Origin of the sequence: Mangrovibacter yixingensis (assembly GCF_020523985.1) — a bacterium.
GTDB lineage: Bacteria > Pseudomonadota > Gammaproteobacteria > Enterobacterales > Enterobacteriaceae > Mangrovibacter > Mangrovibacter yixingensis.
In genome coordinates, this window is record NZ_JAIVKM010000001.1 from 921966 (window position 1) to 936966 (window position 15001).

Annotated in this window: 11 protein-coding genes; 9 read left to right on the top strand and 2 right to left on the bottom strand. The window is 49.9% G+C overall.

What is annotated here, in order from left to right; translation table 11 throughout:
• Nucleotides 1-8: 8 nt before the first annotated feature.
• Nucleotides 9-653, bottom strand: coding sequence for a helix-turn-helix domain-containing protein (locus LC084_RS04330; protein ID WP_226569672.1), 645 nt, complete (start codon nt 651-653; stop codon nt 9-11).
• A gap of 410 nt (nt 654-1063) precedes the next feature.
• On the opposite strand from LC084_RS04330, the gene LC084_RS04335 reads away from it, so the two are divergent.
• The 4 genes from LC084_RS04335 (at nt 1064) to LC084_RS04350 (ending at nt 3850) form a co-directional block, all read left to right on the top strand.
• On the top strand, nt 1064-1429 hold the full coding sequence (locus LC084_RS04335) for a hypothetical protein (protein WP_226569673.1): 366 nt from the start codon (nt 1064-1066) through the stop codon (nt 1427-1429).
• A 144-nt stretch (nt 1430-1573) separates the two neighbouring features.
• Nucleotides 1574-2053, top strand: a complete 480-nt coding sequence (sbmC, locus tag LC084_RS04340) for a DNA gyrase inhibitor SbmC (protein WP_226571129.1) — start codon at nt 1574-1576, stop codon at nt 2051-2053.
• Nucleotides 2054-2283: 230 nt separating this feature from the next.
• Nucleotides 2284-3342, top strand: a complete 1059-nt coding sequence (locus tag LC084_RS04345; RefSeq protein ID WP_226569675.1) for an FUSC family protein — start codon at nt 2284-2286, stop codon at nt 3340-3342.
• A 175-nt stretch (nt 3343-3517) separates the two neighbouring features.
• Nucleotides 3518-3850 (top strand): DUF496 family protein, encoded by a 333-nt coding sequence (locus tag LC084_RS04350; RefSeq protein WP_226569676.1) that lies wholly within the window; start codon nt 3518-3520, stop codon nt 3848-3850.
• A gap of 155 nt (nt 3851-4005) precedes the next feature.
• Here LC084_RS04350 and putA read toward each other — a convergent pair whose 3' ends face one another.
• Nucleotides 4006-7968 carry a trifunctional transcriptional regulator/proline dehydrogenase/L-glutamate gamma-semialdehyde dehydrogenase gene (gene putA, locus LC084_RS04355; protein WP_226569678.1) on the bottom strand — a complete coding sequence of 1321 codons (3963 nt, stop codon included), beginning with the start codon at nt 7966-7968 and terminating at the stop codon, nt 4006-4008.
• Nucleotides 7969-8386: 418 nt separating this feature from the next.
• Here putA and putP point away from each other — a divergent pair, with 418 nt between their 5' ends.
• The 5 genes from putP (at nt 8387) to phoH (ending at nt 14815) form a co-directional block, all read left to right on the top strand.
• Nucleotides 8387-9898 carry a sodium/proline symporter PutP gene (gene putP, locus LC084_RS04360; RefSeq protein ID WP_226569679.1) on the top strand — a complete coding sequence of 504 codons (1512 nt, stop codon included), beginning with the start codon at nt 8387-8389 and terminating at the stop codon, nt 9896-9898.
• 283 nt (nt 9899-10181) lie between these two features.
• Entirely contained in the window at nt 10182-11015 is an 834-nt protein-coding gene (gene efeU, locus LC084_RS04365) for an iron uptake transporter permease EfeU (RefSeq protein WP_226569680.1), read from the top strand.
• Between the two features lie 40 nt (nt 11016-11055).
• Nucleotides 11056-12177, top strand: a complete 1122-nt coding sequence (efeO, locus tag LC084_RS04370; protein WP_036108022.1) for an iron uptake system protein EfeO — start codon at nt 11056-11058, stop codon at nt 12175-12177.
• 2 nt (nt 12178-12179) lie between these two features.
• Nucleotides 12180-13463, top strand: coding sequence for an iron uptake transporter deferrochelatase/peroxidase subunit (gene efeB, locus LC084_RS04375; RefSeq protein WP_226569682.1), 1284 nt, complete (start codon nt 12180-12182; stop codon nt 13461-13463).
• A 563-nt stretch (nt 13464-14026) separates the two neighbouring features.
• On the top strand, nt 14027-14815 hold the full coding sequence (gene phoH, locus LC084_RS04380) for a phosphate starvation-inducible protein PhoH (RefSeq protein ID WP_226569683.1): 789 nt from the start codon (nt 14027-14029) through the stop codon (nt 14813-14815).
• Nucleotides 14816-15001 lie beyond the last annotated feature (186 nt).

Below are 15001 nucleotides of genomic sequence, written 5' to 3' on the forward strand. Positions count from 1 at the left end.
TGTTGGAGTTAAACCAGCGGGCTTGTTGTATGCCTGCTGGTTGTTCTCAGACATAGCGAGTTTAAGGCAATGTTCTCTTTATTTGAGGAAAACAGCTCAGCCTTGAACTCGGGCTGTTTCAATAGAACTCGCAGGATATTTAAATTACGGGCATTGAGCTTGATACCTAATTTATTGAGTGAGTTCTTTCGGTAATTCAGTACGCTCTTTTCTTTCACTCTGAGTACCCGAGATATTTCTTTATTGGTAACGCCATTGATATACAGATGTAAAACCTTAAGTTCTTGCCCGGATAAAACACTATTTCTGAAAGCAGGTTGGCAGCCATCTTCTGAATTATGTTTTTTATCGAAAGATAATATATAATGCATAACTTGTATTATCTCGCTGACTTTTTGGTTGAGTGAAATGAAGAATGCATTGCAGAAGTTATACAGATGGTGCAGTACATTAAGCTCTGCCTGGCTTTTATAGAATAAAATAAAACAGTCACTTGGTTGGGTTTTTCCTATATCAAAGGGAAAAGAAAAAGAGTGACAGTCAATAATATAAAAATTGTTTACAGGGCGGGAGTGATTTCCTGGCAGGCAGTAAATAATAGAGTCAATACCAGCTTTAAGTGTATTATTGTCGGTTATTACTACAATAGCCATTGTCTTGTACTCATGCATTAAGCGTAACTGCGAATCATTACTATTTCATGTATCAATAATCGGTATCAATGGTTCGCTAATGGAATAGCCAAATGATAAGTGATAGTCGCGCCATGGTACATTTATTAAAAATTATTAATTACTATTTAACTTGTTGTTTTTAAATAAATTAATGTATTTAGAATTGTATGTTATAATTTGCTGATGAGAAATAACCTGCTGGCTAAAGGAAATGCAGTATATCAAGTGGCACTTTGGTGAATTTATTTTTGCACCACATTTACAACTTCTATTAAGAAAACATGCGAATACGGAATATCGCCTGCGCTTGTCTACTGCTGAAACCGCAATCCTTGAACAACTACTGGCTCACTGTGGTAATTTGTGCGAAAAAGAGACTCTGACGGCTTATGCATGGCAAGGGCGCCCGGTTAGTGTGGGGGGTATTACATATAGTGGAGGCAGATATCCTCACAGGTAGCCGCTGGGTAGTCAGTGCACGCCAACTCAGTTTTATGAACCAAATTATTTATCTGGTACATACCCGGCATCAACTAAATGCTGGTGATAAACAAAGCAGTTTAAATACCTATAATCAACAACAAAGTGGCTTTACCGTTTTTAATTATAGCTGGCGTTCGGTAAGCGAAAACGAAATAGTTATTTTCCAAGTGTCGCCGCATCATGAAGTATTGAAGGCGAAAGTTGATGGTTATATTGATGCCTGGGATAACCTGGTTGACAATAAAAAGACCTGGCTTGCTAAACACCAGTAATTTTTCTGCACAAGCCAGTTACTGCCGGCATATACCCGGCAGGAATTAAAAGCGATATCCTTCATGGTTTTCATTACACAGGTTGGTGATTTGCTGAACATTTGCTTAACTCAGTTGCAGGTGTGTCGGGTTTAACAGGAGAGTATTATGTACCAGATTCGTGATGTGCCTGTGCGCCATGTTGCTGGTTTTCACCTGGTTGGCCCCTGGGATGTTACGGTGAAGCAAGGGTTTGAACAGCTCATGTTATGGGTGCGCACCCAGCAACTCGACCCGGAAGAGTGGGTTGCCGCTTATTACGACAATCCAGATGTCGTTCCTCCTGAAAAGCTGCGTTGTGCAACCCTGATTCGGGTGAATGCAGATTTTACCGTACCGCCGGCAAGTGAAGGGGTGATTTGTACTGCGCTGGCAGGGGGAACTTACGCCGTGGCCTCCGTACAGGTCGATAATAATGATTTTGAAACACCCTGGCGGGCTTTTTTTACGGAACTATTGCAGGACAACTATTACCAGCCAGATGCTAAACCCTGCTATGAAGTTTACCAAAACGATGGCTCCCAAACTGGAACCTGGATGATAGATATGTATGTTCCGGTAATGAATAAACCTGCTTCGGTATAAGGCTAAACAAAGCATACCCGGCAACCAGTGGGGCACAGCTGCCGGGTAGCAAATCTCACTAGTTGATGAGTATCAGGGCTGTTTTTTCATAACCCCGCCTTTTTTTAACTACAAAACCCAATCGGCCGGTTAATTTCGGTTGCAAAAAATATGCTGCTGTTTGTAACAATAGGGATGAGCATTGAGAAAAAGAGAGTACAATTGCGCTTTTTGTATTCTGGAGAGCGGGTGTGCGTCCCGACAAGTCTTTAACACCATTTGAAATTCGTATCTACCGGCATTATCGCCTGGTACATGGCATTCGTATTGCCGTTGCTTTTGTGCTGGCTTTTATTCTGGTTCGGATGCTGAATATTCCCGAAGGCACCTGGCCTTTGATCACACTGGTTGTGGTCATGGGGCCAATCTCTTTTTGGGGCAATGTTGTGCCACGCGCTTTTCAACGTATTGGCGGCACGATATTTGGTGCATCACTCGGGCTGGTGGCCTTGAAACTTGAGCTGTATTCTCTGCCGCTGATGTTTTTGTGGTGTGGTATGGCGATGTTTATTTGTGGTTATCTCACCCTGGGGAAAAGGCCATACCAGGCTCTGCTCATTGGGATTACGCTTTCTGTTGTGGTAGGTGCACCTCCGGGAGACATGGCGACTGCGTTGTGGCGTAGTGGCGATGTTATCTTCGGCTCCCTGTTGGCTATGTTGTTTACCAGTTTGTACCCGCAAAGGGCATTTATTCACTGGCGTATTCAGATGGCTGAATACATTCATACCTTCAGTAATCTCTACCAGACCAGTGTCTCGCCTAACTTAGTTGAACGCCCCAGGCTTGAACGCCACCTTAACCGCATGTTGAATAATGTGGTGAAATTTCGTGCGCTGATAACGCCCGCCAGCAAAGAGACCCATATACAGAAAAGTATTTTTGAAGCAATTCAAACTATCAGCCGTAATATTATTTGCACGCTGGAGTTACAAACTAATGCGCACTGGGCTTCTCGTGAAAGCCACTTTTTGATGATTAACTCGCGTAAACTGCGTGATGCTCAGGCGCTGACTTATACCACGCTCACGTCGATTTCACAGGCGTTATATGAGGGGAACCCCTTGCCAGTGAAGGCCAACAGTGAGCGGCTTACGGAAATCATTGCCGAACTGCGTGAGCTGATGAAACAACAACCCCCTGGCGCATTACAAGAAACGTCGATTCACGGTTATGTGTGGCTTAACCTGGAGCTTGCACGCCAGTTGGAGTTGTTGTCGCAATTAATCTGTAAAGCATTGCGCAAATAACCCGCAACCAGTCGCAAATTAGTGGTGGCTTGTTTCGATTCAGCATGATTTACGGTTATGATGGCGAAAAGAGGGTGAACCCGTAAAAACATTGTCATCGACGGCCTCAGTCAGTATTTTAAAGACAAGGCGGTCTGCTTAACGAATCCGAGACTCAATAATTAGGGGTGTGAAAATGGAAAATGCCAAACCTTCATTCCAGGATGTGCTGGAGTTTGTGCGTCTGAATCGTCGTAAAAACAAACTGCAACGTGAAATCCAGGACGTTGAGAAGAAAATCCGCGACAACCAAAAACGTGTATTGTTGCTTGATAACCTGAGTGATTACATCAAACCGGGTATGAGTGTTGAAGCTATTCAGGGCATTATCGCCAGCATGAAAAGCGATTATGAAGACCGCGTTGATGACTACATCATCAAAAATGCGGAAATTTCGAAAGAACGCCGTGATATCTCTAAAAAGCTCAAAATGATGGGTGAGCTGAAAGAAGCTGAACCTAAAGCCTGAGTCTGAGAGCCGTAAGCCAGGCTTACGTACAACAGAAAAATAAAAACGCCCTCAAATTCTGAGGGCGTTTTCTTATTATACGTGATACGTGAGCTGGCTATTTTGAACACTGGCGGCAACTCTTTGCCGCTCAGGGTTCACGGGTAACCCGCTGTTTAGCCAATCGTCATCAGGCTGGCATTTCCACCAGCGGCGGCTGTGTTGACACTCAATGAGCGCTCTACATACAGGCGTTCCAGCAGAATGTTGGTTTCCCCACGAGCAAAACCCTGCACCGAAACAATCGCCCCGGCGCGGCTGGCAACGGTGACACAGAGGTCACGCAGTTGATCCGAGTCGCCGTGGAAAATTACTGCATCATACTGTGCATCGGCCAGTGTATCGGTAGCGGTAAAGGCAACACGTTCGGCAACAGCTTTGGGCAGTTGTTTCGCCAATTGTTGGTGTAAGGCATCGTCCGGCCACAATACCTGGCAACCCACACTGGTCACCGCAGCCAATTGCACCAGTGCATCCTGCTCGTTATCTGCCATACACAACACAGTTTCCCGCGGCAGCAACAAGTATGCATTACGCTCACCCGTTGGCCCAGGTAACAGGCGGCGGGTTCCACTCTGAGCCTGCTCGCCAAATTGCGCACAAAGTGACGCCAGCTCAGGCTTGCCAGCAGCCCACTCAGCCAGTGCTGTGTGTGCCGTCTGGATGGCTTGTTTGCTACCCGCTTCAACGGCCAGTTGCGTGTCGTTACGTGAAAGCGTGGCCAGAACGGCAGTTTCCGGGCGGTGTGACAACAACCGGTACAGGTACAACGGACCACCCGCTTTAGGGCCGGTGCCGGACAACCCTTCACCGCCAAAGGGTTGAACACCAACCACAGCCCCTACCATGTTGCGGTTAACATACATATTCCCGACATGGGCAGAGCCCGTCACCTGCGCAATGGTTTCGTCAATACGGGTATGTACCCCCAATGTCAGGCCATAACCGGCAGCATTAATTTGCTCAACCAGGCTGCTAAGGCTGTTACGGTTATAGCGCACCACGTGCAGAACCGGCCCGAAGATCTCACGTTGCAGTTCATCAAAACTGTTGAGTTCAATCAGTGTGGGTGGAACAAATGTGCCGCTTTGCCATTCGCGGGCATCGTCGCTGTTGTCACGTACTGCCTGGTAAACAGCATGGCCTTTACTGCGCATTGCCTGAATATGCTGTTCAATATTGGCTTTGGCCTCGGCATCAATTACGGGCCCTATATCGGTAGTCAGGCGGCCTGGGTTACCCATACGGCATTCTGCCATGGCACCTTTGAGCATGGTCAGTGTATGTTCGGCAACATCTTCCTGTATGCACAGAACGCGCAGCGCTGAACAACGTTGACCAGCACTGTCAAATGCGGAAGCAACCACATCCATCACTACCTGTTCAGTCAGGGCGGAGGAATCAACAATCATGGCATTCAGGCCACCTGTCTCGGCAATCAGTGGCGTTGGGCGACCCTGTGGGTCGAGGCGGGTGGCAATATTGCGTTGCAACAGGCTGGCGACTTCGGTTGAACCCGTAAACATGACCGCACGGACACGGTTATCTGCAGTAAGCTGCGCACCTACGCGCTCGCCACTGCCTGGCAATAATTGCACCACACCGGCAGGCACACCGGCCTGCAACAGAATTTGAATGGCCTGGGCGGCAATCAGCGGTGTCTGTTCAGCGGGTTTTGCCAGCACACTGTTCCCGGCTGCCAGCGCCGCGGCGATTTGCCCGGTAAAAATGGCCAGAGGGAAGTTCCATGGGCTGATACATACCACCGGGCCTAACGGGCGGTGGGTTTCATTATCGAAATCATGCTTCACCTGGTCTGCGTAATAACGCAGGAAATCTACCGCTTCACGCACTTCTGCAATGGCATTGGCAAAGGTTTTACCCGCTTCACGGACCAGAATACCCAGAAGAGCCTGTAACTGGTCTTCCATCAGCACCGCAGCACGTTCGAGAATAGCGGCCCGCTCAACAGGCGGGGTGGCAAACCAGATAGGTGCATTGTTAACCGCGTTGTTCAGTGCCAGATCAACTTCTTCTTTGCTGGCCTCGCGAACATAACCTACTGTGTCGGCAGGCTCTGCCGGGTTAATTACTGGCTGGAGTTCGCCTTCTGTTACATTACCTTCCAGTATTGGCAGGGCGCGCCATTTTTCATTGGCGGTGCTCAGCAAGGCAGAAGAGAGGGATGCCAGACGGTGTTCGTTTGCCATATCCAGGCCGTTCGAGTTATGGCGGTTTTCGCCATAGAGATCACGCGGCAATGGAATTTTTGGGTGAGGTAGCCCTGGCAATCCTTCCTGGTGTGCCAGTTTTTCAACGGCTTCTACTGGGTCTGCCACCAATTCATCAATTGGCAACGCGGTATCTGCAATACGGTTAACAAAGGAAGTGTTCGCCCCGTTTTCCAACAAGCGGCGTACCAGGTAAGCCAGCAGTGTCTCATGGGTGCCAACGGGCGCATAAATCCGGCATGGGCGGTTAAGTTTGCCTTCGGCAATTTTGCCCACAACTTGGTCATACAAGGGTTCTCCCATGCCGTGCAGGCACTGGAACTCATATTGGCCTGGGTAGTAATTCTGCCCGGCAAGGTGGTAAATAGCTGAAAGCGTATGAGCGTTATGGGTGGCGAATTGCGGGTAAATCAGGTTAGGGACTGACAGTAATTTGCGGGCACAAGCCAGGTAGGAAACGTCGGTGTACACTTTGCGGGTATAAACCGGGTAACCTTCCAGCCCGTCAATCTGCGCACGTTTAATTTCACTGTCCCAATACGCACCTTTCACCAGGCGGATCATCAGGCGGCGGCGGCTGCGGGTTGCCAGGTCAATCAGGTAGTCAATAACAAACGGGCAGCGCTTCTGGTAGGCCTGAATAACGAAACCAATGCCGTTCCAGCCAGCCAGTTCCGGTTCAAAACAGAGTTTTTCCAGCAAATCGAGCGAGATTTCCAGGCGGTCAGCTTCTTCGGCGTCAATATTAATGCCGATATCATACTGGCGTGCCAGCAGGGTGAGGGATTTCAGGCGCGGGTAGAGTTCCTCCATCATCCGGTCATACTGCGCACGGCTGTAACGCGGATGCAGGGCAGACAGTTTGATTGAAATCCCCGGGCCTTCATAAATACCACGCCCATTGGAAGCTTTACCAATTGCGTGAATCGCCTGTTGGTAAGAAACCATATAAGCCTGAGCATCGGCTTCAGTCAGTGCAGCTTCACCCAGCATATCGTAGGAATAACGAAATCCTTTCTCTTCCAGTTTGCGGGCATTAGCCAGCGCTTCAGCGATAGTTTCGCCGGTAACAAACTGCTCGCCCATCAGGCGCATCGCCATGTCCACACCTTTACGCACCAGCGGCTCACCACTTTTACTGATGATGCGGTTAAGAGAGTGAGAGAGATTCGCTTCGTTATGTGTGGCAACCAGGCGGCCAGTGAACAGCAACCCCCAGGTGGCAGCATTAACAAACAGGGATGGGCTGCGGCCCAGGTGGGAGTGCCAGTTACCATTGCTGATTTTATCGCGGATCAACGCATCACGAGTTGCCTTATCTGGAATACGCAATAAGGCTTCAGCAAGGCACATTAATGCCACACCTTCCTGTGATGAAAGTGAGAACTCCTGGAGCAGTCCTTGCACCATTCCGGCGCGTCCACTTGCACCTTTTTGGTTCCGAAGCTTGTCGGCAAGCTGCCAGGCAAGCTTATGTACCTGGCTAGAAAGTTCACCAGACAACCGTGCTTGTTCCAAAATCATCGGTACGGCATCGGTTTCCGGGCGCCGCCATGCTGCAGTAATTGCGGCTCGCGTCACAGATTGTGGTAGTATTTGCTCGGCAAATTCGAGGAATGGTTGATGCTGGTCATCACCACTTGCGGACGGTTCTTCACTTTCGTTCGCAGCACCCGCCAGTAAAGCCGGCAGTTCAGGCAACTCATCGTTGTTCTCCAGCCGTTCAAGGTAATTAAAAATTGCCTGCTTAATGAGCCAGTGAGGTGTGCGATCAATACGTGACGCAGCGGTTTTGATGCGTTCGCGGGTTGCTTCGTCCAGCTTCACCCCCATAGTGGTGGTCCCCATACCCTCAACTCCTGTGTTTGCGTTGTTCGGTTATTGTTAGTTATCAGGCAATATCCTCCATGTTGCAACTTTGTGCAACCTTGTTAAATGTGATTTAGGTTGCAAGCTTAAAAAAAGCTGATTTGTTAAAATTAAAAAACAGGTATGTTTATTGCTTAAGATCACTGTGAAGGTTGTTTTATGTGGTTCGTATGGCAGTTTTTTAAGGTGCAACTCGCAAAAGTGTGAGCGGGTACAACCAGGTGGCAAAAAAACACCTGGGCAGGGGTGAAATAATTGTAATCACCGTGTTAAATCAATTGTGAACACAACGATGCCTGCTGCGTTAACAATGTTGCAGAGTGATAACAAGGGTTGCGACCACGTTCCGGTGCAACCATCCGGGGTATAACCCGGCATAATAATCAGGAGAACTTTAATGTCTATGAGTACACCAATGCTGGTGACTTTCCTTATCTACATTGGCGCAATGCTGCTGATAGGGTTTATTGCCTGGCGTTCGACGAAAAACTTCGACGATTACATTCTGGGTGGACGCAGTCTGGGGAGCCTGGTTACTGCGTTATCAGCAGGCGCTTCGGATATGAGTGGCTGGCTGCTGATGGGCTTGCCCGGTGCGATTTTCCTGTCCGGAATTTCAGAAAGCTGGATTGCCATTGGCCTGGTTATTGGTGCCTGGGTTAACTGGAAACTGGTGGCAGGGCGTTTACGTGTGCACACAGAGCACAACAATAACGCACTGACTTTGCCGGATTATTTCACGGCACGTTTTGAAGATAACAGCCGTGCTTTAAGAATTATTTCTGCACTGGTTATCCTGCTGTTTTTCACCATTTATTGTGCCTCCGGGATTGTTGCTGGTGCGCGTTTGTTCGAAAGCACTTTTGGAATGAGCTATGAAACTGCACTGTGGGCGGGGGCTGCAGCAACCATTCTCTACACCCTGATTGGGGGCTTCCTGGCGGTAAGCTGGACTGACACCGTACAGGCATCACTGATGATTTTTGCATTGATAATCACGCCAGTGATTGTAGTGGCGTCTGTAGGGGGCCTGAGTGATTCACTGGAAGTCATTCGCCAGAAGAGCATCGAAAACGTCAACATGCTCAAAGGGCTCAACTTTGTGGCCATTATCTCTCTGATGGGCTGGGGGCTCGGGTATTTCGGCCAGCCACATATTCTGGCACGTTTTATGGCTGCCGATTCACACCACACTATTGTTAAAGCACGCCGCATTGGTATGGCGTGGATGATCCTGTGCCTGGCTGGTGCGGTTGCGGTTGGCTTCTTCGGTATTGCCTACTTCCAGAACAACCCGGCTCAGGCAGGGGACGTTAACCAGAATGGTGAGCGCATCTTCATTGCACTGACGCAAATACTGTTCAACCCTTGGGTCGCCGGGGTGCTGCTCTCAGCCATTCTGGCTGCGGTGATGTCGACATTAAGTTGCCAGTTGCTGGTGTGTTCCAGCGCAATTACCGAAGACTTGTATAAAGCATTCCTGCGCAAAGGGGCTTCACAGCGTGAACTGGTGTGGGTTGGGCGGATTATGGTTCTGGTAGTGGCTTTGGTGGCTATTGCACTGGCTGCGAACCCGGAAAACCGTGTGCTGGGCCTGGTAAGCTATGCCTGGGCTGGTTTTGGCGCGGCATTTGGCCCGGTGGTCCTGTTCTCTGTTATGTGGAACCGTATGACGCGTAACGGGGCACTGGCCGGGATGATTATTGGTGCTGTAACCGTTGTGGTATGGAAACAGAACGCCTGGCTTGGTCTGTACGAAATTATTCCAGGCTTCATCTTTGCAAGCATTGGGATTGTGGTGTTCAGCCTGTTGGGTAAAGCACCTTCCAATGCAATGGCTAAACGCTTTGCCGAAGCTGATGCACATTATAAAGGTGATGCGCCCGTTTCTCTGCAAGCGGACAGCTAATTCACTCTGCATTTTTAGCACTTGAATTCAGGCCTGGCAGCATATTGCCGGGCCTGTTTTTTTCTGGCTCAGCTCCCTGGTTTGTCTGCCTCCTGCCAGCACTTTAGTTGTAGATAACTGCGTAGCCAGCGCAGTTTTTTGCCGAATAACAAAATTTTTCCGGATTCTGTCGATTTTAATTAACATCCACTCTTGTTTTTCCGTTAAGACTAATGATAATCACTATCAGTGATATTTACTTTTCTTTACTGCAAAGATTTTTTCCTCGCACCGGGAGTGATTCATGTTTGTCCCCTTTTTGATCATGTTGCGTGAAGGGCTTGAAGCCGCATTGATCGTGAGCCTGATTGCCAGTTATCTGAAACGCACCAACCGTGGAAACTTGATAGGTGTGATGTGGGTCGGGGTTCTGCTGGCGGCCGGGTTGTGCCTGGGGCTGGGAATCGTTATTAACGAAACCACCGGTGAATTTCCGCAAAAACAACAAGAGCTGTTTGAAGCGATTGTTGCAGTTATTGCCGTGATTATCCTCACCTGGATGGTGTTCTGGATGCGCAAAGTCGCCCGTAACGTGAAAGTCCAGCTTGAGCAGGCTGTTGAAGTGGCGCTCAAAAAACAAAACGGGCAGGGCTGGGCATTAATACTGATGGTGTTTTTCGCGGTTGCGCGTGAAGGGTTGGAATCCGTGTTCTTCCTGTTAGCTGCATTCCAGCAGGACCTGGGGATATGGCCACCTTTAGGCGCCATGCTTGGTCTGGCAACCGCGGTGATACTGGGCTTTATGATTTACTGGGGCGGTGTCCGCCTGAACCTGGCTGCGTTCTTTAAGTGGACCAGCCTGTTTATTCTGCTGGTTGCTGCCGGTCTGGCTGCTGGTGCCATTCGCGCCTTCCATGAAGCAGGCATTTGGAACTACTTCCAGGACATCGCATTTGATATGAGCGGCGTGCTCTCCACGCACTCACTGTTTGGCACTTTGCTGGAAGGCATGCTCGGTTACCAGGAAACACCCAGCGTGAGTGAGGTGGCGGTGTATTTCCTCTATTTAGTACCCGCACTGTTTTTCTATTTTTTCCCTGCGCGCCCGGCGGCTCAGCCTGCCAGGAGCACTCGTTAATCTTTTTGTTTGCACTCTGACTTTGATAGGGATGGGTTTGATGAAACATTTTCGACACAGCACTCTGACACTTTCTTTAGCCGCGCTGTTTTATTCCGCAACGTCCCTGGCGGCGGATATTCCCCAGGTTAAGGTTACCGTTAATGACAAACAGTGTGAGCCAATGAGCATCACTGTGGATGCGGGTAAAACGCAATTTCTTATTCAGAACCACAGCCAGAAAGCGCTGGAGTGGGAAATCCTGAAAGGGGTGATGGTGGTCGAAGAGCGGGAGAACATCGCCCCGGGCTTCAGCCAAAAAATGACGGCCAACCTGCAGCCCGGTGAATATGAAATGACCTGTGGATTGCTGACCAACCCGAAAGGTAAGCTGATTGTGCGGGCAAACGGCACTGCGGAACCTGTCGCGAAAGATAATATCCTGGCGCTGGGCAACGCTATCACTCAGTACAAAGCCTGGGTGACGTCTGAAACTGCTGCGCTGGTCACTGGTACCAAAGCCTTCACCGACGCGGTGAAAGCGGGTGATATCGAAAAAGCACAAGCACTGTATGCCCCAACCCGCCAGCATTATGAACGTATTGAGCCAATTGCTGAATTGTTCTCTGACCTGGATGGCAGCATTGATGCCCGTGAAGATGACTATGAGAAAAAAGCTGAAGACCCGAAATTCAGTGGCTTCCACCGCCTGGAAAAAGCGCTGTTTGGCGACCATTCCACCAAGGGTATGACACCGTACGCAGACCAGCTGTACAAAGACGTTCTGGATCTGCAAACCCGTATTTCCGAACTGGCATTCCCGCCAGGCAAAGTGGTTGGTGGCGCGGCAGACCTGATTGAAGAAGTGGCTTCCAGCAAAATCAGTGGCGAAGAAGACCGTTACAGCCGTACCGACCTGTGGGATTTCCAGGCCAACGTTGATGGCTCCCAGAAAATTGTTGACCTGCTGCGCCCGCAACTGAGCAAAGCAAACCCGGAATTGCTGGCAAAAGTGGACGATAACTTTAAACGTGTGGATACCATTCTGGCGAAATACCGCACTAAAGATGGTTTCGAAAGTTATGAGAAACTGACTGATGCCGATCGCAAAGCGCTGAAAGGCCCGATTACCGCACTGGCGGAAGACCTTGCATTGCTGCGTGGCGTGCTTGGGCTGGATTAATCATGGCTGATAAACATTTATCCGCTGACGCCGAACCGGGGCGTCGGCGTTTACTGAAAGGGCTGGGGATGTTGGGGGGCGCACTGGCGATGGGCGGTTGCCCGGTCGCTCATGCGGCACCTGCCGCTCCGGCGGAGAAGACCACCGCTGATGAAGACGCCCGCAAGCAGGCAGTGGATTTTTACGGCGAGCACCAGGCTGGTATTCTGACTCCGCAACAGTCTTCCATCATGCTGGTGGCATTCGATGTGCTGGCAGCAAACAAAGACGACCTGGTTCGGCTGTTTAAGCTTCTGACCAAACGGATTGCTTTTCTGACTCACGGCGGTTTAGCTCCGGCCACGCCAAACCCACAAATGCCCCCGTTGGATTCCGGTATTCTGGGGGAGCATATCTGGCCGGATAACCTGACCATTACCGTATCCGTCGGCAGTGCGTTGTTTGACGAACGTTTTGGCCTGGCGGCGCAGAAGCCTAAAAAGCTCCAGACCATGACCCGCTTTCCTAATGATTCACTGGATGCGTCTTTATGCCATGGCGACCTGCTGATGCAGATTTGCGCCAACTCCGTGGATACCGTGGTGCATGCTGTGCGTGACATCATCAAACACACGCCTGATTTGTTAAGTGTCCGCTGGCGACGCGATGGCTTTATTGGCGAGCATGCTGCGCTGAGCAAAGGGAAGGTGACGCCGGTTAACTTACTGGGTTTTAAAGATGGCACCGGCAACCCGGACAGCAAGAACCAGCCGCTGATGAATGAAGTGATTTGGGTGACGCCCGGCCAACAGGAACCGGCCTGGACCCATGGCGGCAGCTACCAGGCCGTGCGCATCATTCAGTTTCATGTCGAGTTCTGGGACAGAACCCCGCTGCGTGAACAGGAGAATATCTTTGGCCGGGATAAAATCACCGGTGCGCCGCTAGGGATGAAGCATGAGCATGATGTGCCGGATTACGCCAGCGACCCGGATGGCAAAGTTATCCCTCTGGATGCGCATATGCGCCTTGCCAACCCGCGTACAGCACAAACTCAGGACAGCCTGATGATGCGACGGGGGTACAGCTATTCCCAGGGGATCACCGGTTCCGGGCAACTGGATATGGGCCTGCTGTTTGTCTGCTATCAGCATGATCTGGAAAAAGGGTTTATCGGGGTACAAAAACGCCTGAATGGCGAGCCGCTGGAAGAGTATGTTCGCCCGATTGGCGGCGGTTACTTTTTTGCCCTGCCCGGTGTGGCAAATGCACAGCACTACCTGGCACAGCAACTGCTTGAAGCCTGATTCAGACGGTGATGTGACGCTCCTGCCGGACTGGGGGCGTCAGAATTTTTCCTCACTTATTAATGCCTTATTGCCCGCTTTTTTTTTGCCATTCGGTCATCAGAATTTACTATGAGTTCTTTACTGTTATAAAACGGTAATATTTGTGTGCAATAACATTCACAGTGAATGGATGTGATGCAAGAAGTACAACGTAAAATAAATGTTGCATTTGTAATAGTTTTTGGTGTACTTAAAGCATAGCGTAACTCAACGAAGTGCGTTTTTACGCCGGAGATCGCGAATGGTTGTAGCGTCCTGTTATGGACTAAGTTGTAGAAAACACAGCCTTCTTCACAGGCCCGGGGCTTCCGACCCCGTAAAAGCCGTCACCCCTGAATACTCCCTGATGTTCAACTCTGAACCTGTTTTCACTGGTCTGCCTTGTGCAACCTATCGCACAGCAGTACCTGCTCCTCAGGCAATCTATGGCTTACAAGGAAGCCAACAACAAACCTCAACGTTAGTTAAAATCGTGTCTGTGCGCCAGATACGGGAATTGAAACCAACAGAAGGTGCCATCCATGGGAAGACAAAAAGCAGTGATCAAAGCTCGTCGTGAAGCCAAACGTGTGCTCAGACGGGATTCACGCAGCCATAAGCAACGTGAAGAAGAATCGGTCACCTCGCTTGTGCAAATGAGTGGTGTTGAAGCAATTGGTATGGCGCGGGACAGCCGGGACAGTTCGCCAATTGTTGCACGTAATGACGCTCAGGCGCAGTACCTGCATGCTATCGACAACAAACAGCTGATTTTTGCCACCGGTGAAGCCGGTTGCGGAAAAACCTGGATTAGTGCCGCTAAAGCTGCAGAGGCCCTGGTTCACAAAGAAGTGGACAGGATAATTGTCACCCGCCCGGTATTGCAGGCCGATGAAGACCTCGGCTTCTTACCAGGGGATATATCAGAGAAGTTCGCACCCTATTTCAGGCCGGTTTACGATGTCCTCGTCCGGCGTCTGGGGGCCTCATTCATGCAGTATTGTTTGCGGCCAGAGATTGGTAAGGTGGAGATTGCGCCCTTCGCCTATATGCGCGGGCGGACGTTTGAAAATGCGTTCGTCATCCTTGATGAAGCGCAGAATGTTACAGCCGCGCAGATGAAAATGTTCCTGACCCGCCTGGGGGAAAATGTCACGGTTATCGTTAATGGGGATGTCACCCAGTGCGATTTACCTCGTGGCGTGGCTTCCGGGTTAAGTGATGCGCTGGCGCGCTTTGCTAACGACGATATGATTGGCGTTGTGCGGTTTGGTAAAGATGACTGTGTGCGTTCTGAGTTGTGCCAACGCACACTGCTGGCTTATGACTAACCCGGTATAACACCGCGGTCGCAAGCCAGGCAGAACCTCTCCCTTCGGGGAGAGGTTCTGATTGATGAAAAAGAAGGAAAAAACGTGGTTTTTCCTTCTTTTTAGTTAGCGGCTGAAAATCAATGAATTGATTTTCCAGGTTTTTTATAGGGTGACAACCTCTCATTCTGTGCGGGCATGAGGTCT